This is a genomic window from Mangrovivirga halotolerans (assembly GCF_026241165.1).
Classification (GTDB): domain Bacteria; phylum Bacteroidota; class Bacteroidia; order Cytophagales; family Cyclobacteriaceae; genus Mangrovivirga; species Mangrovivirga halotolerans.
In genome coordinates this window covers 198,011-220,499 of record NZ_JAPFQN010000009.1, presented here as the reverse complement: position 1 = coordinate 220,499, position 22,489 = coordinate 198,011, and the positions used below count along the sequence as shown (strand labels likewise).

The following is a 22,489-nucleotide window of genomic DNA, read 5'->3' as shown; positions in this document are numbered from 1 at the left end:
AAAATCAAATTTTTCTAATAATAATTGATGAATTTGTTCCTCCAAAACCGAAGGAATTAGATAAAAAAGTATTAAAATCAGTATCGACTCTTTCCTTAGCGAAGTTAAGATGTTTTATTTCGTCGTTGGGCTTATTTAAGTTAATGCTTGGGGCAATAAAATTGTTTTCCATCATAAGCAATGAGTACACAATTTCACTCGCTCCGGCCATCCACATTTCATGACCAGTCATTGATTTGGTTGATGAAATAAATGGTTTTGAGTTTCCAAAAATAGAATCTATCGCCTTTGCCTCATTCAAGTCACCAATTGGAGTTGACGTTGCATGGGCATTTATATAATCAATATCCTCAGGTTTGAGATTAGCCTGATTAAATGCATTTTCCAGAGACCTTGAAGGGCCATGCTGGTTAGGCCTGGAAATGTGATCTCCATCAGAGGAAAAACCATATCCTAATATCTCTCCATATATCTTTGCTCCTCGTTTCTGGGCAGACTCAAGACTTTCAATAATTACTGTTGCTGCTCCTCCACTTGGCACTAATCCATCACGTTCTACATCAAATGGTCTGGATGCTGCTGTCGGATCATCAGTTCGTACTGAAAAAGTACTTAACCCATCGAAGCTACCCATGCTTTGAGCGTTAATCTCCTGGGCACCTCCACATATCACTTTATCCTGGTAACCATGCTTGATCAACATATATCCCATCCCTATGGAATGCGACCCGCTTGCACAGGCAGCACTTATAGTCATATTGATCCCCTTCAACTTTAAAATTGTTGAAAGGTTCATTGTAACAGTAGAATTCATCGATTGAAAAATCGATCCACTGCCTATTAATGTTGTATCTTTTTTCTCACGGACAATATCAGACGCTTCAATTACAGGCTTAGCACTACTATCATTGCCATAAATAATGCCAACGATATTGTTATCCAGAAACTCCTGGTTCATTTTAGCATTATTTAAAGCTTCAAGAGTGGCCAGATAAGCATACTGTCCTTGTTCAGGCAAACCTATTCTTTCTCTTCTTTTTAAGTAAGGTTTAAGATCAGGAGTCTTTATAACTCCTGTCAATGGTGATCGGAAACCCATATCATATCGTTCTTCATCAATCCCGATACCAGATTTCCCATTGTATAACGAATTAATTACCTCCTCCAGGTTAACACCTAAAGTAGAATAAATACCAATTCCCGTTATAACTACCCTATTATCCATAATTATAGTAATCCCCCATTTATAGAAATAACTTCTCCAGTAATATAAGAAGCATCTTCTGATGCGAGAAAACCAACAAGTTTAGCTACTTCATCAGATGTCCCAAAACGCTTTAATGGAATTGTGGATTTATATTGCTTCTCATCAATATCTTCTGTCATATCTGTTTTTATAAAGCCGGGAGCCACCGCATTTACCGTTATGCCTCGACGCCCTACTTCCTGGGCAAGTGATTTTGTAGCTCCTATAACTGCTGCCTTCGCTGCTGAATAATTAGTTTGACCCGGCAATCCTTTAATACCTGAAAGTGAAACAATATTAATTATTCTTCCACCTTTATTTTTGATCATTGTATCCAGCGCAGCCTTGGTAACATTATAAAATCCTCCAAGGCTAATATTAAGTACCTGATCCCACTCTGAATCTTCCATCCATAGCATCAGGTTATCTTTTCGAATTCCAGCGTTATTAACTAATATTTCAAGCTTATCATCCGGGTGATTTTCAAACCAGGAATGAATATTTTTTCGCGTAACCTCCCGATCAGAAACATCAAACTGAAGTAATTCTGCCTTTACCCCTAGTTTTTCAATCTGAGCTTTTAATTCTTCAGCTGCAGTTGTACTGGAGTTATAATTAATTAAAATATTATACCCCTTTTCAGCTAAATTAAGACAAATAGCCTTTCCTATTCCTCTGGCTCCACCGGTTACTAATGCGTACTTCATTAATTAGTATTATAAAAATCGATCAAAAATAAATTATAAAATCAACATCCACAAGGTAGAAAATTTAATTATGCATGCAGACATTGCATGACTATTATAAATTTTCAATTGGTGAATTTTCCAATAAATATTTCTTCACCCTTTCTAAATCTTCATAGATTGGATAATCATTGGTAAACTTGGGCACTATATTTCTTACAGCATTGTAACACTCTTTAGATTTAGCTGATAATCCATCTGTTTTCTTAATTAAGTCCAAAGATTGAACAATGCTTATCAGCTCTATAGCTAATACCTCAAAAGTATTATCTATAACTTTTCGGGTAATAGTAGCTGCATTGGTCCCCATACTCACAATATCCTGATTATCATTGTTGTTGGGAATACTATGAATATACATAGGAGTTGAAAGTGTCTGGTTCTCTGCTGTAGTAGATGTAGCTGTAAATTGCACACCCTGCATCCCAAAATTAAACCCTAGTTTTCCAAGATTTGCAAATGGTGGAAGTAATCCGTTAAGTGCCGGATTCATTAAGAAGTTTATTTGCCTCTCAGCTAACATTGAAAGTTTGGTGATGGCAATTTTCAATTTGTCCATTTCAAATGAGACATAATCACCATGAAAATTACCTCCGTGAAGTACATTCCTGGCTTTTACATCAACGATAGGATTATCATTGGCAGAATTTATTTCTTCTACAAGTAATTTCTGACTTTGCTTAACTGTCTCTAGTATCGTCCCGACTATTTGAGGAACACATCGCAATGAATAATACTCCTGGACTTTATCTTCGAAATGTTTTTTATCTGAATTATCTCTGTATAAGCTAGACTCTCTTTTACGTATATATTGACTATCATTCATATAGTCATATAAAATTGAGGCTACCTGTTGTTGTCCTACGTGCTTTTTTGAATGATTTAATTCCCTGGAAAAATAATCATCATAAGAATCTACCATCTCGCAAATCATGAGAGTACTGGCTATAGACCATTCAATGGCTCGTTGGGCATAAATTGAGTTCACTATTCCTATGCCTGTCATCACACTAGTCCCATTCATGATTGCCAGTCCTTCTCTTAAATGGACTTTCATGGGTTCTATATCCAGTTCCTTAAGTACTTCTGCGGTAGGCCTTAATTCACCTTTATAAAACACTTTCCCCTCACCGATCATCACCAATGCAAGGTGTGCTAACTGCACAAGGTCTCCACTTGCTCCAACTCCACCATGTTCAAAAATTAATGGTGTGATATCATTATTAATGAATTCCTTCAGAATAGTTACTGCTGATAAATGAACTCCCGAATAGCCCAGGGAAAGCGTATTCATTCTGGCAATCATCGATGCTTTTACATCTTGAGGAGATATAGGCTTTCCGAAACCAGAAGAGTGACTTCTTATTAAATTATATTGAAGATCGAGCTGGTCTTTTTCTTCTATTTTATATTGAGCCATAGGGCCAAAGCCAGTATTGATCCCATAAATAACTTTATCCTTAGAAAAATCAGTTAAGAACTTATAGCTCTCTTCAACTTTCTCAATTAGCTCATCAGAAAGAACAATTTTTTTACCTTTGAAGACAATATCATTTATCCCCTCAAGGTTTAACGAAGAATACCCGATTTCTACCATAATATCACACTTTAGATCCCTAGCCCTATCCTAATAATGTTTGCAAGCTCAAAAATGTGCGCAAACTAACAAAAATCATCCTAAAGTACAATTAGCTAACCACATAAATCTAAAATGATTAAAAATTAAAATTATATTCTTAACTTGCAGGTTTTTAGAGCTATCGCTATACCATTTTTTTTATTGAACGATATTTTTTGTAGATGGAAAAGACTCAAGTTCTTATAATCGGAGCAGGACCTTCAGCCACTGTTGCCGCAGGTGTATTAAATAAAAAAGGGGTTTCTGTCAAAATAATTGAGAAGGAATCCTTTCCAAGATTTGTCATTGGTGAAAGCCTACTCCCAAGATGTATGGACAACCTTGAGAAAGCAGGGCTAATTGATGAAGTTAAAAAACAGGGTTTTCAAACTAAAAATGGCGCTAAATTCATCGATAACAACAACGTATGCGACTTTAATTTTTCAGATCAGTACACTGACGGATGGTCCTGGACATGGCAGGTAAAACGTGCTGATTTTGATTATTGCTTAGCAAAAGCAATTGAAGACAGAGGGGTCGAAATAGAATATAATACTATGGTGACCGATGTTGAGTTTTTTGAAGATGGCAAATCAATAACTACCGTATCAGATAAAAATGGCAACAGCAAACAAATTAGTGCTGATCATATTATTGATGCAAGTGGCTATGGCAGAGTATTACCCAGGTTATTGAATTTAAATAAACCATCTGATTTTCCGGTTAGAACCTCTCTTTTCGCTCATTTTAAAGATGATTTAAGACATGAGGAATCCGAAGGTGATCGAATAACAATTATTGTTCATACTCAGGAAATTTGGATATGGATTATCCCTTTTTCTGATCACACCACATCAGTAGGAATTGTCGGTAGTCCGGAAGATATTGATTGCTATGATGGTTCTGCAAATGAAAAGTTACAACAATGGATAGATAAAATACCTGAGCTAAAGAAAAGGTTTGGATCCATGCCAACTCTGTTTGATGCCAGGCAGATCACTGGTTACTCAGCAGCAGTCTCCCAACTTTATGGCAAAGGATTTACCCTTACAGGAAATGCCACTGAATTTTTAGATCCTGTATTTTCTTCCGGAGTAACTTTCGCTACTGAATCGGGAGCTCTGGCAGCTGAGTTGGTTGCCAAAAACCTGAATGGAGAAAATGTAGATTGGGAAAAAGAATATGCTGATTATATTAATAAAGGGGTAGATGTTTTCCGAACATTTGTAACCGGATGGTATGACGGAACTCTTCAAAAAATATTTTTCACTGAGAAAGAAAATGAGCTTATGAAAAAACAAATCTGCTCAGTTTTGGCAGGTTATGTCTGGGATAGTAGTAATCCGTTTGTTAAGAAACATAAAAGGGCTCTAAAGGCATTAAGCAATGCAATATAATTTATATCTATTGTAAGATGATCAATTAATTATTTTTTAAGAATTGACATTATTGACATCATAAATTAGCTTTAGAGCTATTAAATAAATCTTAATTATTGAAACAGTATTTTTAATTTGAATTCAACTATGAGAAATTTATTTACCGCACTCACACTATTTTTTATCGCATCAACCTTAATTTTTGCTCAAAATACCAACAAGTTGTTCTTCCCGGAGACACCAATAACCTGGCTAGGTGTTGATTATTCTCATATGAAAATAATTGGTGATTTTTCACAATTTGCCGGTAATGGTACGCTAACAGAAAGAGATATTAAAGACAAGTATTTTAAAAGCTGGAATAATCTATTCATTCGGGAATCAGAAAAATACGACATAAAAGGAATGTTAGATAAAACATCTATTTCCAATGACATAGATATGATCAGAGAGGTTAACCAGGCAACAGATCCTTCACAGATGGTTAGTAAACTAGTCCCTGGTTATACATCAGATCAAATCACTTCATTTGTCCAAAGTTATAACTGGGATAAGGTTGACAATAAAAAAGGTGTTGGTGTTTTATTCATAGCAGAAGCTTATGATAAAGTAGGCCTTGCAGGTTATTATTGGTTTGTCGCTGTAGATCTTGAAACAGGAAAAATATTGCTTAAAGATCGATTAATAGGTAAACCAGGAGGTTTCGGTATCAGAAATTACTGGGCAGGTTCATTCTACAGAATAATTAAAGATATTGACAGAAGACATTATAAAACCTGGATAAAAAGCAACTCTTAAACTCAATAAGAAAAAAAGTTAAAGGAATAGCGTTTGCTATTCCTTTTTTTATTTCCTTTTATTTCCTGAAATCGAAGTATTTCACGGGCTTCCGGCTATTTTTGGGATGGATTATGCGATAAAGGTCTTCAAAAGATTCTTCGATAAGCATCGGAGTTGCCCGAATATTTACACTAAACTGTTCCTTTAATACTTTTAAATCAAAATTACGTTCAGCGCTAAATCTAACTCTGATTTGATCATTCCCCAATTCATCTGAATACACTTCTATACAATATAGAGATATAAACTCTTGATTATCTAAAACATTGAATATTGCCGGAGGATAAATCGTAGTGCCTTTGAATTTAATCATTTGATTTTTTCTTCCTAATAAAGGCCCCAGGCGCGATGTTGTCCTGCCACAGCTACATGGGTCAGTAAATTTTCTACAAATATCCCCTGTTCGAAATCGAATAAGGGGCATCCCTTCAACTCCAAGCGTAGTTATTGTTAATTCACCAAACTCTCCATCCTTGACATTATTTCCCTCTTCGTCGATGATTTCAGTAATTATCAACTCGGGATGCTCATGTCCTCCCCTTCCGAATTTACATTCTGTAAAGGCTGTCCCCATTTCTGTGGAGGCATATGTAGAAAATAATTCTATATCCCACTTTTCTTTTATCCGGCTGCCTAAAGCATTTAATTTAAGATTATCATCTCTAATTGATTCTCCAATACAGACAGCCTTTTTAATAGAAGAGTTCTGGTAATCAATATGATTCCGTTCGGCATAGTCAATCAGCTTTACTAAAAATGACGGGACAATAATTAATGTGGTCGGGTTGAGTTCTTTAATATTTAACCATTGAAGTTCAGCTGGTGCAGGCCCCACCCTTACTAAGCCGGCGCCCAGGGCAATTACCCCCTGTGCATAAGCCAACCCAGCCATAAATCGGCGATCAATAGTTGTTGATAATTGATATATATCCTCGTCACTACCTTCAGCACAAGCAAGTGAAATAGCTTCGTTATAGGCTAGTCGATCGAGGTCACTTTTAGTAAGAGGTATCGTCACGGGCTGCCCTTCTGTACCGGAAGTATTACAATAGTCAACAATTTGCTTTGCAGGTGCGCACCAGAAATCTTTATTCCTTGATTGTAAATCTTTTTTACTAATCGGCGGAATTTTATTTAGCTCTGATATACTATTAATATCCTCAACATTGAGTTTATTGACTTTAAAATGATCTTGATAAAAAGCAGAGTTTTCTAACACATATTTTATGGTGTCCTTTAACAGATCATCTTGCTTTTTGATTATTAAAGCCTTGTCGCTTCTTTCTATGGTCGGATCAAACTCTTTCATTTCATTTCTCTAGTATCACCATGGCAGTTGCATAGCTCTTACTATGCGAAATTGATAAATGGATTGCTTCTATTTCACATTCTCTGGCATATTTTTCCACCTCCCCTTCCAATTCTATGAAAGGCTTGCCTTTTGAGTCATTTTTAATAACCACATCAGAAATTTTCATATTACCTGACCATCCAGTACCCAAAGCTTTAAACATTGCTTCTTTTGCAGCAAAACGACCAGCATAGGAGGATACTGTATTTGGGTTTTGTTCACAAATAGCAATTTCTTCAGGATGAAATACCATCCTTTTAAATTTCTCGCCTTTTTGAAGTGAAGATTTAACGCGATCTATTTCGATTATATCTGTACCTATTCCAAATATCATTTTTCTATGGCTGCAAGACATTCTGACAAAGCTTCCTCCATATGTCTCTTTTCACTTTCCCTTGCTACGTTTTTATGGAGTCCTAATTTAAAGGTTTCGATAGCTTTAGATAAATCTCCACTAGCCCTGTAGTAATCCCCTAAATAATAATAGGTCAGAAAACTTTCATCATTGCTATCGATAAATCGTTCAATTTCCTTATTTGTGAGCTCACCATTTTTTCCTGTAGATAAAAACACCTGAATTCGTTCTTTTATTTTCAGGAAATACTCATAATCTGTATACTCTTTAGAAAATAAAAAAGGATCAGCATCAATATTTGAACGATCGTTCTTAACATCATTAAATATTGAATTAAGATCATATTCCACAAATTCACCAAGGCTGTATGGAGCAGTAGCAACCCAGGCTGTTAATTCATATGGAGAAAATATTATTGAATGGTGTGCGATCAACTGATTCACAGCCTTTTCATTACCCATACCTAAAACATCACCATTTAAGCCTGAACGATCTCTTAAGATTAAAGCCATATCCTGTGGATTTAATAATTTTAATGAATCCATTAATAACTCTACTCTTTCAAATCTGTAGTCAGAGACTCCTTCGTTGCGATATTCAATATTTTCAGGAAGGTTCACCAGCCCTTCCCCCTGAAAATGATTTGTGACAATCATCCTTGAGGTATCAGGCATCATTAACCCTGTTTGATCTTTGGTTTTTTCAATCAGGCCTACCTTTTTATCCTTGCGAGATCCAATTAAAAAAGACTCTGAAACAAACGATTCATATTTATTGGCAATTTCATATGCCTCCTCAATAGTAGATGCATATTGTAATATATCCCTGGCAATAATTGAAACCGGGGTTTTCCCCTTCAAGGGAATAGTCGATTTAGCAGAATTAAGGGTAACAGTTAACCCATGTTCATTCATTCCTGAAACCACCCCGCTAAAGCATGCCCAGGTGACAGACATAAATTTATAACCTTTATCGGGATTATAGTAAGCGATGATCTTATCTTTTGCGAATTGCTGACCAAAGTAAAAATCAAAATTTCTGCCTATCAGCAGGAGACTGTCATCACTTTGTTCGTCCCATGAAGCAAAAGCTGTACAACCCACCAGGTTCATATTCTGAAGGGCATGTCCGATGTCATGCGCTGCATGATAATTCAATATTCTGTTATACTTTGGACCAACATAGTCAAAAGAATCAGACATATATTTAGATGCCCCATAAATTTCTTTCAGGTATTCTTCAGGAATGTAGTCATCCAGATCTCTATTAATCCAACCGACAACATATTTTAAAAATGTCAGAAAACCATCGTTAGGAACTCTGTTTCCTATTTCAGCAATAAATGCAGCCTCTTTTTCTTTGTGAAGTTCTTTGGTAAGCTTTCCAAAAGCTATTCCACGATCATAGGCAGACCCCTCCAGGTACATTTCCCAGGTGCCAAACTCATTTTTTTTAAGCCAATTTTCTCCTAAGGTATAATGATCTACTCCTGCAACCTTTCTTTCAATGGTCTCTAATTCACTAGATTTTACTTCTGGTGCATTTACATTTACATCGATTATGTAAATAGCTATTCCAAATAGTAAAAAGAGAATTAAACCAATTAAAAAATACTTTATTCCCTTAAAAAATTTACTCAATTCTTATCTTGTTTAAGTTCTTCAATATTATTTCCTAATGTACCACTCAGTCGCTTCCAGAAAGACTCTCTTTCTTTGATAGACTGAAAATTATCACGCTTTGCTAATGAAGGATCTATTTCAGGAGTTGACCTTTCCATGGTTTTTAAAGTATCAATAATTACTGGCAGATAATCTATTTCAAGATCATGTCTGTTAATAAATAATTTCAACAAAGCCATTTGATATGGATCTGTAGCTAAAGCTACCTTTTTATACCCTAATGAATCAGCCATTTGTAATGAATAATATACATTTTCACTACTATGTTCAGCTTTAGTTTCTGTATAAATATTTTCTTCCGGTATGCCTAATTCCAATGCATATAAGCGCATTATTTCAGCTTCAACATAAGGTGTATACACTGCTGAACCGGAATATATTATATTTTTAGTATAGCCTTTTTTATATAAATAATTTGACCAGTACACCCTCATTTTCATTACATCGTGCCATTCTTCCCCTTCGAATGGAAAACCTGGTACTATTATGGCTTCAAAGGGAGCTTTTTTGACTCCTTTAGTATATTCTTTATTAGCCTTATTAACTGCACATGAATGAAGAAGTATAGAAACTAAAAGGAAAGCAATCAACGGTGAAATTATAATTTTCAACCGGGAAACCTTCTTTTTTTTAGTCGTGTGTTTGGTAGATTTCATTGAGCCTGGTTAACTTTTTTCATAATATAATCATTTCCCAAGAATTCTGAACAGGTAATGATTGACCCAATGGTAACTCCTAAAACACCATGCATGTTTAAATTTTGTCCGGTAAGATATAAATTAGGCACTTTGGTTCTCGAAGAAATAAATGTCTTCAAGGGAGACTTATAATCTTTAACTATGCCATACATTGATCCTTCCCGGTCTCCAATATAATCTCTGTATGTCAAAGGACTTGAAGTGTAATAACTTTGTATACAACTCTTAATACCCGGCATCCGGCTTTCAAGAGTTTCTATCATTTTTTGAGCTTTCCTTTCTTTAAATTCATTATAGCTTTCTCCTCTTTCAGCCACTTCAGATACCACATTATAGGTATCTTTCCATTGCCTGGTTTCCTCTTCTCTCATATAAGCCATCATGGTCAGGGTATCTGCAAATTCATTTTGATTACTTGTTACCCCGGTAAATACTGCATAATTCATCGGCCAGTTTTCCTGAGTATATTGAGTCCCATTCCAAACGTCCGGATTATTAAAATGATAAAGATTATGATTAAAATATTTTAGCTTGTCTTTTTTTAATACTGCATGAAGAATAAAAACTGAGATAGAATTTTCAAGACTTAAAATTCTTTTTCGGTAGGCTTTTCGCATTAATCCTTCATCAACCATTTCAATTGTAACCGCAGGGTGAATGTTAGAAATAAATTTCTTACCAAAGAATTTTCTACCATCCTTAAGTTCAACTGACTCAATTTCCCTACCCTTGAAACCAAATTTTGTTGCATGGGCGTGTTTCAGTACTTTACCTCCATTATCTAAAATAATCCTGGTAAGAGCTTTAGCAATTTGAGTACTACCATTGACGCATCGATAAGCACTTTCTATATATGAATTAACCACCAAAGCATGAACATACAGAGGTGTTTTATCTGCTTCGCCTGCATATAAAAGATTAGAGCCAGCTAGTACCTGTTGAAGTCTTTCGTTTTTGGTGATGGATCGTATAAAATCATACGTATTTATATCCAGGTAAGGTAGTTTAGTGACATCTCCCCCGCTTTTTTCCAAATTATACATCGGAAAGGTATTACACACTTCACGGATTTTATTACAGTAAAGTTTGATTCCCTCCCTCTCTTCAGGAAAAATCTCACTAAGTTTATTTATAAAGTTATCATATCCTTGAGCGTGAGGATAAATAGTATCATCGTCATTAAAAGATATCCGGTCATATCCATCTTCATCTAACTTCTTAATTTTCAGACTATCCATAATCCCGAGATATTTAAAATATCCGTTTAGATTCTGGCCCTCATCTAACCCGCCGATATAATGAATACCTGTATCAAATATTCGCTTTTCCCTTGAAAATGTCTGCAAATTTCCTCCAAGCTGCTTATTCTTTTCCAAAACAAGAACCTTATAGCCTTCTCTACTAAGAATAACACCACATTCCAGTCCCCCAAGACCACTTCCAAGTATCACAACATCGTATTGCTCTTCCATCTTATATGCTCTTTTTCATTACAAAGACAGTATTTGAAGTAAGCTTTGTATTATCGATTATTTCAAGTTTTAAATTATTCTTCTGCGCAAATGATTTCATCATAGAACCTGAGATATAATTTAATTCATTGGCAGTTTTATTAAACCCTGATTTTGTGGAGAAAACCTCTGTCATTTTCGTTCCATTATGACGATTTTCTTTTTCGCTATCTCCGTCTCTTATAATTATCAATCCTCCTGGCAATAACTTTTCCAAAATATTATTTAATAGCAATTGCTGCTTTTCCGGTTTGATATAATGAAGCACGTCACTTACGATAAATGCATCTGCCTCTTGGTAATTATATTCAACCACGTCCCTCTCAAAAAATTGTATGTTTTCAGGCCGGTCCGGGCAATTACGAGCAACGGCAATTTTTTCTTCGTCGTAATCAATCGCCGTGATCTCCCGATCGGGTGAACTATAGCCAAGGGCATATGTCATTAAACCGTAACCACAGCCTACATCAACTACTTTACCTTCATTTGGTAATAGTTTATGAAACAGACTATAATTCCCTTCAAGTGAGTTTTTCACTTTTAAATACCATTCCAGAACAGGTCCTTTATAGATATAATTAGAGATCATGATATCTTTAAAAAACTCGGGTTTTTCCAGGCTTGCCCTTACCTTTCCGTATTCTTCCTTGAAATATTTACTTATCTTTTTTGTTCTTTCCGAATATCCGTTTCCAAACGCATTATCATCATGAAAAATCCTTGGCAAGGCTTTTATTGTTAGTGTTCCGGATTTTAAAAAGAAACCATCCTTTTTAGGTAACAGGTAATTAGTACCATGAAGTATCACCGGTTGAATATCTAATTTAAATTGTTCTGCCAGGTAAAACGCGCCTTTTTTAAATCTGCTAAGTTTAAATCCGGGTTGCCGGGTTCCTTCAGGAAATATAAAAATAGAATATCCGTCGTCTATGAGTGATTGAATTTTAGCTGATTGATCCTCAATACCATCAGAAGCCAAAATAAAATCTGCATATCGAACTATCCTACCAAAAATTGGTGAATTATAAACCCATTCATTAGTCACCAAAACCAATTTATGACTTAAGGTAAGTACAGCAAGAATATCTATAAAGGAGTGATGATTTGCAATAATTACTGAAGGCTTATCAAAATTAAGATTATCCAGATCAATCTTATTTTTCTTAACACTAAATGCTGAAAAAATAATAACCTTACAAAATCCCTGCAGGGCTTTATGAAAAAATAATTTCTTTTTCTTTTTATCTCCTATTGGTATTCTTAAAACAGGGATTAGCAATGACAAAATAAAGCACCCTAGCACAAAAAGGACAAACTCAAATAACGTATTGAGTATCTTTGAAAGGGTAAAAGGTATTCTACCTTTATCTTTTCTTGATTGAATTAATAAATCATATAAAACAGGAGGAATAATAAAAGTCAGAACCACAACTGAAACAATGCCGGTTATTGCTAAAAATGCGATAGACTTAAGTGCGGGGTGCTCAGCAAAAATCAGCACTCCAATACCAATCAAAGTAGATAAAGCAGATAAAATAATGCTTTGCTTAAACGAGACCTGGTCATCTTTATCATATTTATACTTTTGAGTAAGTCCCCTGACCATAAAAATTGAATAATCTATGCCCAGTCCAAAAATAAAAGTGCTGATTATTATGTTTACAATATTAAACTTCAAACCAAACAGTCCCATCAAACCCAATGTCCAAAGCCAACTGAGTGCAATTGGAGCGAAGGTTATAACAGCGAGTTCTATTCGGCCATAGCTCAATAAAATTATAATGAAAACTACTATAAGAGAGATATTTACCAGAAAAGAAAAATCTTCATTTAATAAGGATACCAGCCTTCTGGTAAAATAACTTTTATCCAGAATCACCACGCCCGGAATACCCTCTACCCTGTCTATAAACCTGGCTTTGTTTGCATCGGAGAGCTTAACATTTGTAACTACTCCAACCTTATCATCATAATTAATGAGGAAATTACCTCCAAATATATCTAAAAACCGCTTAGCATCTTCAGCAGAAATCCCGTTGTAATCATCTTTAATTAATTCCGTAAATGAATCGAATGTATTGGCTGCAAATCCGATTTTGACAGCTTGAGAATCTAATTTATTAATCAGTCTGCTTTTTGAACGCTGGTCCCAAAACTTATTCCATTCCTGTTCCTTAATTTGTTGCTCATTCGTTGTAGGAATAATTTCATTTACAGATATCACGTCTATAATTAAGGAATCTTCCTTTGCAGAATTAATAACTCTTAAAAGATCCTCATTCCGATCAATTGCAGACCATATATCATCCCCTGAAGTCACTAAGTAAACATTATTCAGCGTAAAATCAGATATCGAATTTAAATTATCCTGATAGTGCTCCAGTTCAGGACGCATATAATTGAGCTCCATCATATCTGATTCAAACTCATAGTTTTTCCAGGTAAACAGACTTACGACTGTAATAAGTGCAACTAATACCAGGATAGCTTTACTCTTATAAAATTGGTATGAAGCAATCTTGTTCATTATTCTTTGAATAAGATTGCTGCTTTTATTTTCGTCCCTCTTTTTATTTACAACCAAATGAGGAATCACAGTTAAAGTAAATAATGCAGCACTCAATACACTGATTCCAGCAAACAGACCAAGATCTTGTAATGCTCTTGATCCTATAAAAAGCAGACAGAAGAAAGCTGAAGAGGTGGTTAAAGAACTAATTATAATGGGAAGTGAAATATCTGAAAACAATCGCTTTACATTACTTTCATGTTTAGAATGAGTGATAAAATGTAATGCAAAGTCTAAAGTAACCCCAACCAAAACTGAACCAATCCCTAAAGAAATCGCAGAAATAGCAGGCCTTATCAGCACCAACAAAGCTATTCCCACGAGGGCACCAAACGCACCCGGTAAAAGAATAAGAAAAAATGAATGTAAATTTCTATAGAACAGCCCTACAAAAACAAAAAGAACTATTAATGCTAAATTAACCGTCAATAGTATGTCTTTCTTAATTCTTTGAGCATTTCCCACTGCTACGGCAGCCTTTCCAAAGTATTCAAAATGATAAGGCGTATCGACACTTTCAGTCAGGTCATCAAGAATTTTTATAAGTTTACCATTATTCTCTGTTTCACTTGACGGGTATTTTAAGTCTATAAAAAAAATAAGATGTCTTTGGTCTTCAGAAATTAGGTGATTCTGATACAATTCAATTTGCCCGCCACGGTTAAACTCACGTGTACTTTTTAATGGTCCACTGGCAAGGCCAAATGGATCCTTTAATAAATACTCTTTTGTCACCACACTTACAGGTGACATTAGCGTTCTTATTCCTGAAGACAAGGTTTTGTTTATTCCCTCGTCTGTTATTTGAGAATCTAACCGGGAATAGTCATCTTTTGATAAATAGTATGGAATATTTTCTATGTAATAATCATATAACCTGCCAATCGCAGCATCAGAAAACTCGATTCTAATTGAATCAATTAAATCCTCTCCGGCAATTGATACAGTATCTGCTATTTCATTAGCTTTTTTAATTAGTTGATCTGCACTAAGCTCAGCAGTTGAATCAACATATACATGAGCAACAAGCTGCTCATTCATCTTTAACTTACTGAATACAGACTCTGCTTCTATAATAGTATCATCTTGCGGGATCAGGTTAAGAATATTTTCTTCAAGTTTGATTTGGGTTGCAATCAACCCTAAAGCCACTACAATAAAAGAAATTCCCCCAAGAAAGGTTTTCTTATGTTGTCTGGTTTTTAAGTAGAATAAATAGAAAAAATTATTCATATTAATAAAAAATTACCCGAAGAATAAATTGAAGAAATCACAAATTTACTTAAACAATAACAATAGATTCCTAATTTATATCTTCACTATTTTTTAACCTGATATACCTCGAAAGCGAAAAATAAAAATAAGAAGTCACGAAGGTTAATAAACCCGCTACAACTGAAAATACCACCGCTCCTGCCAAATACTGCATTAGATTATTTTTAATTTGTTCCAGTGTTATACCATGTGAAAAGAATAAATCCATGGTTGGATTAGAAACAAAGTAATATCCTATACGATAGCTAATATATATTATAAAAGGTATCATCGGTGGTATACTTATATTCGCTGCCAGAATAAATAAGGCCTTGTTTAATCTGAAAAAATGCGCTAGTGGTATCCCCACGAGCAATTGATAACCCCAAATAGGAAAAATGCCCATAAACACTCCAAAACCCATAGATAAGGCTTTTGTATGGACAGGTTCGTCGGCATTAAAAAAATTCTCATTTATAAAATCCTTTATTCTTTGTTTGGTTAATGATTTAACAAAACGAACAGGAATAAAATATAAGGCTGCAAGAATAAAGAGATAAGTATTTAATATGCTTATTCGAGTAAAATCCCTGAAAGGACGGAAATGAGTAATTCTTTCTTTTCCGGGTTCATAATGCACCTTTATAGGAATGTTTTTTACATTTATTCCGCTCCAGGCGGACTTTACAATAACTTCGACTTCAAATTCAAACTTATTCGTATAAAATGTTATATCCGCTATCTCCTTTATTGGATACAACCTGTATCCAGACTGGGTATCTTCCAGGTTAATCCCCGTATCAATTTTAAACCAAAAGTTTGAGAATTTATTTCCAAAGCTACTTTTACCAGGGACATTCTCCTGAGTCATATTCCTGGCTCCAATTACTAAAGAATTCGGATTGACTTTAATTTCATCCAGGAAATATTTTAGATCTTCTGGAAAGTGCTGGCCATCACTATCAATAGTTATAGCATGGGTATATCCTAAATCCAGTGCCTTTTTAAAGCCATTTCGTAAAGCTCTGCCTTTTCCTCTGTTTACTTCATGATTTACTACTTCAATGTTATTGCTAAAGCTTCTTAAAATTTCTGATGTATTATCTGTCGCTCCATCATTCACCACAATAATATTTGATGTTACTTCAAGCACACCCTCAATTACCCCCGACAAAGTATTTTGATTATTATACGTAGGGATAATAACACAACAGTTTAACTCATCAAATTTGCTTTGCAATTGCATAATCAGTAAAAAACACCCTTAATTTTAAATGAAACAGACGTATCAGCCAGCTTAGCGTTTGCGGATACTTTTAGTTTACCTTCAGAATCAGAATAATTAATTTCAAATGTTAAGGTTGAATTCTTTTCAGGATCAACCAAGGATAAAAATTTAATATTCCCCGCTTCTTCAAGTTTATATTTTCTTCCTTTTGATTCCTCAATCAATTCCTTCATTATCTCCAAGGTACACACACCCGGAAGAATCGGCTGACCGGGAAAATGGCCTGCAAATATCTTGTGATTCTTATCCAAAACCACTGTTGCCTGGATTGCAGAACCATTATCAGTTAATTCTTCGACTTTATATAAATTGTCTTTAAACATATCTTCTATTTATAAATATCTAGCTTCATTAGTGAATCAACCATATTATGGCGTAATTCGATCGATGTTGGCACGATTGATTCATCATCATTATAAGAGTAACTAATCTTTGTCCTTGCTAGCACACAAAATCCTGATTCTCTTAAGTATAAATATTTATTATTATTGACTTTTAGTTTATATGAATATTTGCCTTTCACTTTATACTTCACACCCTCCTCATCAGAATTTTTAATTTTCACTTTACCCCGATCGAGATCTGTTAGCATTAACAGGGAAAAGTCTTTTTCCAATACCTTTTTAATTAATTTCTTATCTAAATATTTTAAAATTTTTATCCAGGTAAACTCACCTTCAACTATTTCAAATTCTAAAATGCCTAACCCCAACTTTGAAATAAATGCTCCATGGTAATTAAGAGAGTCACTTTTTTTTAAAATTAAAATCCCGCTTCCGTAATACTCCTTATATGAGAGTTTCATATCATAGATCACTTCATCCTTCTGATCAAGATATGAAATGGGTTTTTGATCTTGAGAATAAACATTACAGAATGAAATGATAAAAAATATAAATACCCTACTTAGCTGAGAAAACATCACTTGAAATTGAACTATTAAATTCTTTATTCTGGAATACAATTTCAGTATGATCGCCCCCAGGTTCATACATTTCAACTTTCTTTACTGAATAATCTGTCTTGTTAAAGTAAATAACTATTTCGGAGAAAAAAGCCCCGATTTTTTCTTTATCAATTGGAATTAAATTAACCTTATAATTCTCACTATTCTCAAAATAAGATAGTTTGAAACGACTTTCATCTAATACATTTCCCTGAACACTATTTACGATTAAGTCATTCATCTCAGAAAACATCTTACTTGAGTTTACCGAAAATGCATTGACGTTTCCATCATCATTTATTATAATCTCGTTTCCATTAAGTATTATATCATATTTATATGGCTCCCTATAAGTCCACCTAACTTTGTTTGGAGCTTTATACCTTATAACTCCTTTTGATTGTAGGGGCCGGGTTAAAATTTTCATGTGTTTATTCTGCAGAAAATCAGCCTCAATACTTTTAATAGATGCAGTTTGTTTCTCTAATTCTGACTTAAACAGCTTAACATTATTCATTTCGGTATAATCTTGCTGTGCAAAGCCTGTGGCAAGTATACATGAAGTGAATAATATGAAAATTATTGTTCTCATAATTGTATTGATTTATTATCCAGAGATACAGTTTTTAAATTATTCTCTGAGATATACTGCAATATTCCTTCCAGAATTTCCGGTGTCTTTTCTCTATCGTCATGTAGAAGAATAATTGATCCGGGTTTTATTTTTTTTATGATACGATTTACTACTCTTTCTGCATTGTGACCTACCGTATCAAATGACCGAATGCTCCAGCCAATAGATTTAACCCCAGATCTTTTTATGCCTTTTGATACGCTGGGATTAGTAACTCCAAAGGGAGGTCTGAACAATACATTCTTTTTTCCAGTAACAGTCTCCAGAAGATTATTGGTATCAACTATCTCCTTTGCTATTTTTTTTGAACTGTAGATTGGAAATGAAGAAGAATGAGAATAGGAATGATTTCCGATACTATGTCCTCTTGTAATTATTTCCTCTGCTATCTCTTTATTTTCTGTAATTCTCTTACCAATTAAAAAAAAGGTTCCTTTGGCATTATAATCGTCTAATACATCTAAAACCTTTAAGGTGTTTAATGTCGGGCCGTCATCAAATGTAATTGCCACCTGATTTGAATTTACTTTCAGGCGATTAATAGATGAAACAAAAAAATTAAATCGAATAAAATAAGCCCCTCCAGCAATGCTTAAAGCAAATAATATCATTGGAAGCATCACCCAATACAAGGATAACGCATCAGCTAAATAATGAGCTAATACGATCCCAATAACACAACCAATGGACAATATTTTTATAACCTGGTACTTCAAGGCTTACTTATAAGAATTAAAGTTCGATACTGATTTCCGTAATTATTTATCAATAACAAATGCTTAAATTCACCTTCTTTGTTATCGTTAATATTTATAGTTTCTATGCCTTTTTGAGCGTGCATAATATCAACCGAGACATGCAAGCCAAATGCGGTACTGGTAAAGTATTCTCCGGATAATTTTTTAAACTCATATACAGGTTTATCATTATAATGCCCGGCTATACTTTTATAAAATGCCGGATCATTAGGTAAGCCATTAGCACCGGAAACAATTCCACTCAAATCCTCCTCAGAAAGCCCGTTTTTGTTAAGTAATTCTTCTATTTCAGATATGATATCAACATTCGAGTTATCACCGAAAAAGCATTCTATATCAATGATTTCAACGATAGCATTATCTGGCTTATTAGTCAACATAAACATGGAAGCCCCCTCACCAGCTACAGGGATTTCCGAGTTATTTATTTTTCCGGAGCAGTTAAGTAACTCCAGCAATTCGATCGACTCAGATGTGATTTCATCAATACCTCCAATCAAAATATCATCATCACCTTCAGCAAGTTTTAATATTCCATCTTCCAGTGCATTTTCAAAAGAAAATCCACGGTTGGAAAAGGTGAAATTTTGATTTTCACATCCAATAAATAATGCAATCTGACCCGCTATTGTATTATGGGTTGACTGTATAAAAGAAGTTGGTGACAATAGACCTTCATCACTATCATCGATTTGTTTAAAAAACTTATAAGTATCTTCTAGGCATCCGAGTCCTGTACCAATTGAAATTGCTCCGGGATTTTCTACCTTAGCAGAAGAAAGACAGTCTAAGGCAGTAGCCATGCCCATCTTTATAACCCTGGCCATTCTCCTTGCCATCTTTGGGTTTAATATCGAACGATATGATGGCTCTATCGCTTTTAAATACCCCACCTCTTCTTCATTAAATTGAGTTAGATCTTTTTCGACTCCAAAGGATCTAACGGGGGATATAGATGAAGTAGCTGAGATAAATGCTTTCATGTTATTTATTAAATATAAGCGAGGTGCAATTACCTCCGAACCCTAAAGAATTAGAAAGTACAGCACTGGTTTCAGACTCGATAACTTCTAAAATCGGAGAACTGGAAGAAATTTCTAACGGCTCCTCTATACGTAAACAAGGAAATCTTACCCCTTTATTAATGGATAATAATGAATACACCGCTTCGATAGCACCTGCTGCACCCAGTGTATGCCCGGTAAAAGCTTTAGTTGAACTAAATTGAGGTATATTTTCACCAAAAACATTCTGAATAGCTGTGCTTTCAGATGAATCATTATTATTGGTACCGGTGCCATGTGCATTAATGTAATCAATGATAATATTACCAGCCATATTTAATGCCTTAGTCATTGCTAGTCCTGCTCCTCTACCTTCAGGAGATGAAGCTGTTTGATGATGTGCATCATTAGCATTTCCATATCCGACAACCTGACCTAAAATATTTGCGCCTCGTTGCAAGGCATGCTCTTCAGATTCAAGAACAAGATATGCTGCGCCTTCTCCCAGATTCAACCCCTGACGATTAAGGTCAAAAGGTTTACATGGTTGATCATCCAATATTTTAAGGGAATTAAAACCATTGATGGTGAATTTCGATAAGGCATCAGTTCCTCCAGCAATAACAACATCACACTTACCGGCTTTAATATATCGGGCAGCTTGCATTATTGAATTTGCTGATGAACTACACGCTGTACTGATAGTGATTGTTCCTCCTTTTGAATTAAGGTATTCAGCTATCTTATCAGTACTATACCCACAATCATGACTTTTAAAAAATTTTTTATACTCAGAATTTTTATTTTGAGTATACAACTTATGGTACTTTTCAGTACTCACCATCCCACCAACAGAAGTTCCATTAATAACCTTTGATGCAGCCAATATTGCATCAGTCAAATTACTTGAACTGATTGCCTCCTTAACAGCAAGCAATCCTAATAAGGTGGTACGACAATAAATATTTTTGGCAAAGTCTCCGATAAGTTCTCTAAGCTCATGATCAGTATACCTCACCTCTCCACAATACTTAGAGTTACCATAGTTAGAATCCAGAATTTCAGGCAGCTTAACTCCACTTTTAGCAGACTTGAGTGCCTGGAAATTTTCTTCAACACCAAATCCAAGTGCTGAAACTATCCCCCAACCGGTGACAACAACTTTACCAGCCATTATTATTTATTCTCTTCAATAAATTCAGCCATTGTTTTCACTGAATTAAAAACCTTACGTCCCTCTTCAGGATTTTCAATCTTGACACCATGGTTTTTTTCCAGGTAAACAATCAGTTCCAGTGCATCGATCGAATCCAGACCAATTTCATCACCAAATAATGGCTCTTCAGTTCCGATGTCTTCAACTGTAAGATCTTCCAGGTTTAATTGCTCTATGATATCTTCCTTGAGTTTTAGTATCAAATCATCCATTCTATACAAAATTTCAAAATCTAAAAAATCGTCTCAAATAAAAAAGTCCCACTTTTATAACAGCTCTTATACTATTATTCAGCTGGCAAATATAATAATTTAATGACAGAATATTTTTTTAAAAACAGAATTGTTAGTTACATGTAATTTGTAACCTAATAATAAAATAAAACTAAAATCATTTAAAAATACGCTAGTATAAAATCTTGCCTGAATAAGTATTCGGGTGATTTTAAATAGTAGCAAAAAATGGCTAATTTCACCTTCGAAATCAAAACACTATTTATGACTATCAACGAACTTCTAACATTAACTTTAGTTATTCTATCATTGGCATTATGGTTCTGGGCGATGCTTGACATTACAAGATCCAGATATAAAGATAACACCGTCCGATTATTCTGGTTTGCTATTGTCTTGATTTTCCCTATGCTAGGCTCATTAATTTATTTTTCATTCAAAAGAAAAATAACCTTAAGAGGGAAAAGGAAGTTTAACCCTGAATTTTAATCTTGTTTTGACGAAAAATCAGTTTTATTTCTAACTCGATTTCTTGTTTTTATTTTCTATTTAAGCAATAGAAGGCAGTTTATAGTTTGATTTAAAAGATCTTATCTTTAAATTATTACTAACGCCACTTACCAATTATTAGTGGTTATTATCAACAGGAAAATAACTGCCTTTTATGATTGAAACAAAGCCAAAATCCATCAAAATAGCCGGTGTAATTATCATTGTGATATCCACATTGGTGATACTGCTTAATTTAATTGGAGCGGCTATTTTCATGTTCTTATCAGATTTAAAGGACAACAGTTATGCTCACTTAAACTCATTAGACAACCAACTGTCTTTGGATAGCCTTTTAATTGGTGTTGCTGTATTTATGACTATTCTGGGAGTTCTATTTTTAATCAGTGGGATCAATATTTTTAAATATAAATTGTGGGCTAACAGACTAGCTACTTTTATATCTGTTTTTTATATCATCTACATATGGATCCTGATGTGGTGGGCTTCTTTTTATCTTATAGAAAACCCTGGTAATGTTTTGGGCACCTTAGAATTTTGGGAACTTTTTACTGCAGTATTCCTGACAGTACCTGCTATCATCCTGATTTGGTATTTAAACATCAAAAATATCAAAAGACATTTTGAACGGTGAAATAGTCAGAAACTTCC

21 protein-coding genes are annotated in these 22,489 nt (G+C 34.5%); 4 read left to right on the top strand and 17 right to left on the bottom strand.

The annotated features are described in order from the left end of the window. Window positions 1–4 precede the first annotated feature (4 nt). The 3 genes from OO013_RS16015 to flxA form a co-directional block, all read right to left on the bottom strand. Entirely contained in the window at window positions 5–1,225 is a 1,221-nt protein-coding gene (locus tag OO013_RS16015; RefSeq protein WP_266057955.1) for a beta-ketoacyl-[acyl-carrier-protein] synthase family protein, read from the bottom strand. A 2-nt stretch (window positions 1,226–1,227) separates the two neighbouring features. Continuing rightward, window positions 1,228–1,953: a flexirubin biosynthesis SDR family reductase FlxB gene (gene flxB / locus OO013_RS16010; RefSeq protein ID WP_266057954.1), complete on the bottom strand. Its 726-nt coding sequence runs from the start codon at window positions 1,951–1,953 to the stop codon at window positions 1,228–1,230. Window positions 1,954–2,047: 94 nt separating this feature from the next. After that, window positions 2,048–3,589 carry a flexirubin biosynthesis tyrosine ammonia-lyase FlxA gene (gene flxA, locus OO013_RS16005; protein ID WP_266057953.1) on the bottom strand — a complete coding sequence of 514 codons (1,542 nt, stop codon included), beginning with the start codon at window positions 3,587–3,589 and terminating at the stop codon, window positions 2,048–2,050. 203 nt (window positions 3,590–3,792) lie between these two features. Between flxA and OO013_RS16000 the strand changes: the two genes are divergently transcribed. Both OO013_RS16000 and OO013_RS15995 read left to right on the top strand, forming a co-directional pair. Then, a complete protein-coding gene (locus OO013_RS16000; protein ID WP_266057952.1) occupies window positions 3,793–5,007 on the top strand; it encodes an NAD(P)/FAD-dependent oxidoreductase in 1,215 nt (404 codons plus the stop codon). A 129-nt stretch (window positions 5,008–5,136) separates the two neighbouring features. Continuing rightward, window positions 5,137–5,787, top strand: a complete 651-nt coding sequence (locus OO013_RS15995) for a hypothetical protein (RefSeq protein WP_266057951.1) — start codon at window positions 5,137–5,139, stop codon at window positions 5,785–5,787. Between the two features lie 58 nt (window positions 5,788–5,845). Here OO013_RS15995 and flxY read toward each other — a convergent pair whose 3' ends face one another. From flxY to OO013_RS15925, 14 genes are all read right to left on the bottom strand, one after another. Further along, complete coding sequence (flxY, locus tag OO013_RS15990; protein WP_266057950.1) at window positions 5,846–7,138, bottom strand: flexirubin biosynthesis putative acyl-CoA ligase FlxY; 1,293 nt, start codon at window positions 7,136–7,138, stop codon at window positions 5,846–5,848. Window position 7,139: 1 nt separating this feature from the next. Then, entirely contained in the window at window positions 7,140–7,514 is a 375-nt protein-coding gene (acpS, locus tag OO013_RS15985; RefSeq protein ID WP_266057949.1) for a holo-ACP synthase, read from the bottom strand. Then, a complete protein-coding gene (locus OO013_RS15980) occupies window positions 7,511–9,175 on the bottom strand; it encodes a C45 family autoproteolytic acyltransferase/hydrolase (protein ID WP_266057947.1) in 1,665 nt (554 codons plus the stop codon). The genes acpS and OO013_RS15980 overlap by 4 nt, the downstream gene beginning before the upstream one ends. Then, window positions 9,172–9,873, bottom strand: a complete 702-nt coding sequence (locus OO013_RS15975) for a YdcF family protein (protein WP_266057946.1) — start codon at window positions 9,871–9,873, stop codon at window positions 9,172–9,174. Before OO013_RS15975 ends, OO013_RS15980 begins: the two co-directional genes overlap by 4 nt. Then, entirely contained in the window at window positions 9,870–11,387 is a 1,518-nt protein-coding gene (locus OO013_RS15970) for a phytoene desaturase family protein (RefSeq protein ID WP_266057945.1), read from the bottom strand. Before OO013_RS15970 ends, OO013_RS15975 begins: the two co-directional genes overlap by 4 nt. A gap of 1 nt (window position 11,388) precedes the next feature. Beyond that, on the bottom strand, window positions 11,389–15,228 hold the full coding sequence (locus OO013_RS15965; RefSeq protein ID WP_266057944.1) for an MMPL family transporter: 3,840 nt from the start codon (window positions 15,226–15,228) through the stop codon (window positions 11,389–11,391). A 70-nt stretch (window positions 15,229–15,298) separates the two neighbouring features. Further along, window positions 15,299–16,495: a DUF2062 domain-containing protein gene (locus tag OO013_RS15960; RefSeq protein ID WP_439651859.1), complete on the bottom strand. Its 1,197-nt coding sequence runs from the start codon at window positions 16,493–16,495 to the stop codon at window positions 15,299–15,301. Between the two features lie 2 nt (window positions 16,496–16,497). Beyond that, a complete protein-coding gene (locus OO013_RS15955) occupies window positions 16,498–16,860 on the bottom strand; it encodes an ApeI family dehydratase (protein WP_266057941.1) in 363 nt (120 codons plus the stop codon). Between the two features lie 5 nt (window positions 16,861–16,865). Continuing rightward, window positions 16,866–17,459: a flexirubin biosynthesis protein LolB2 gene (gene lolB2, locus OO013_RS15950; protein ID WP_266057940.1), complete on the bottom strand. Its 594-nt coding sequence runs from the start codon at window positions 17,457–17,459 to the stop codon at window positions 16,866–16,868. After that, on the bottom strand, window positions 17,440–18,075 hold the full coding sequence (gene lolA2 / locus OO013_RS15945; RefSeq protein ID WP_266057938.1) for a flexirubin biosynthesis/transport protein LolA2: 636 nt from the start codon (window positions 18,073–18,075) through the stop codon (window positions 17,440–17,442). The genes lolB2 and lolA2 overlap by 20 nt, the downstream gene beginning before the upstream one ends. Continuing rightward, window positions 18,072–18,833 carry a polysaccharide deacetylase family protein gene (locus OO013_RS15940; RefSeq protein ID WP_266057937.1) on the bottom strand — a complete coding sequence of 254 codons (762 nt, stop codon included), beginning with the start codon at window positions 18,831–18,833 and terminating at the stop codon, window positions 18,072–18,074. The genes lolA2 and OO013_RS15940 overlap by 4 nt, the downstream gene beginning before the upstream one ends. Continuing rightward, window positions 18,830–19,858, bottom strand: a complete 1,029-nt coding sequence (locus OO013_RS15935; protein ID WP_266057936.1) for a beta-ketoacyl synthase chain length factor — start codon at window positions 19,856–19,858, stop codon at window positions 18,830–18,832. Before OO013_RS15935 ends, OO013_RS15940 begins: the two co-directional genes overlap by 4 nt. A 1-nt stretch (window position 19,859) precedes the next feature. Further along, window positions 19,860–21,053 carry a beta-ketoacyl-[acyl-carrier-protein] synthase family protein gene (locus tag OO013_RS15930; protein ID WP_266057935.1) on the bottom strand — a complete coding sequence of 398 codons (1,194 nt, stop codon included), beginning with the start codon at window positions 21,051–21,053 and terminating at the stop codon, window positions 19,860–19,862. A 2-nt stretch (window positions 21,054–21,055) separates the two neighbouring features. Continuing rightward, complete coding sequence (locus OO013_RS15925; protein ID WP_266057934.1) at window positions 21,056–21,307, bottom strand: phosphopantetheine-binding protein; 252 nt, start codon at window positions 21,305–21,307, stop codon at window positions 21,056–21,058. Window positions 21,308–21,556: 249 nt separating this feature from the next. Here OO013_RS15925 and OO013_RS15920 point away from each other — a divergent pair, with 249 nt between their 5' ends. Continuing rightward, window positions 21,557–21,817 (top strand): PLDc N-terminal domain-containing protein, encoded by a 261-nt coding sequence (locus tag OO013_RS15920; protein WP_266057933.1) that lies wholly within the window; start codon window positions 21,557–21,559, stop codon window positions 21,815–21,817. 175 nt (window positions 21,818–21,992) lie between these two features. Next, a complete protein-coding gene (locus tag OO013_RS15915) occupies window positions 21,993–22,472 on the top strand; it encodes a hypothetical protein (protein WP_266057932.1) in 480 nt (159 codons plus the stop codon). The last annotated feature ends 17 nt before the right edge of the window (window positions 22,473–22,489 follow it).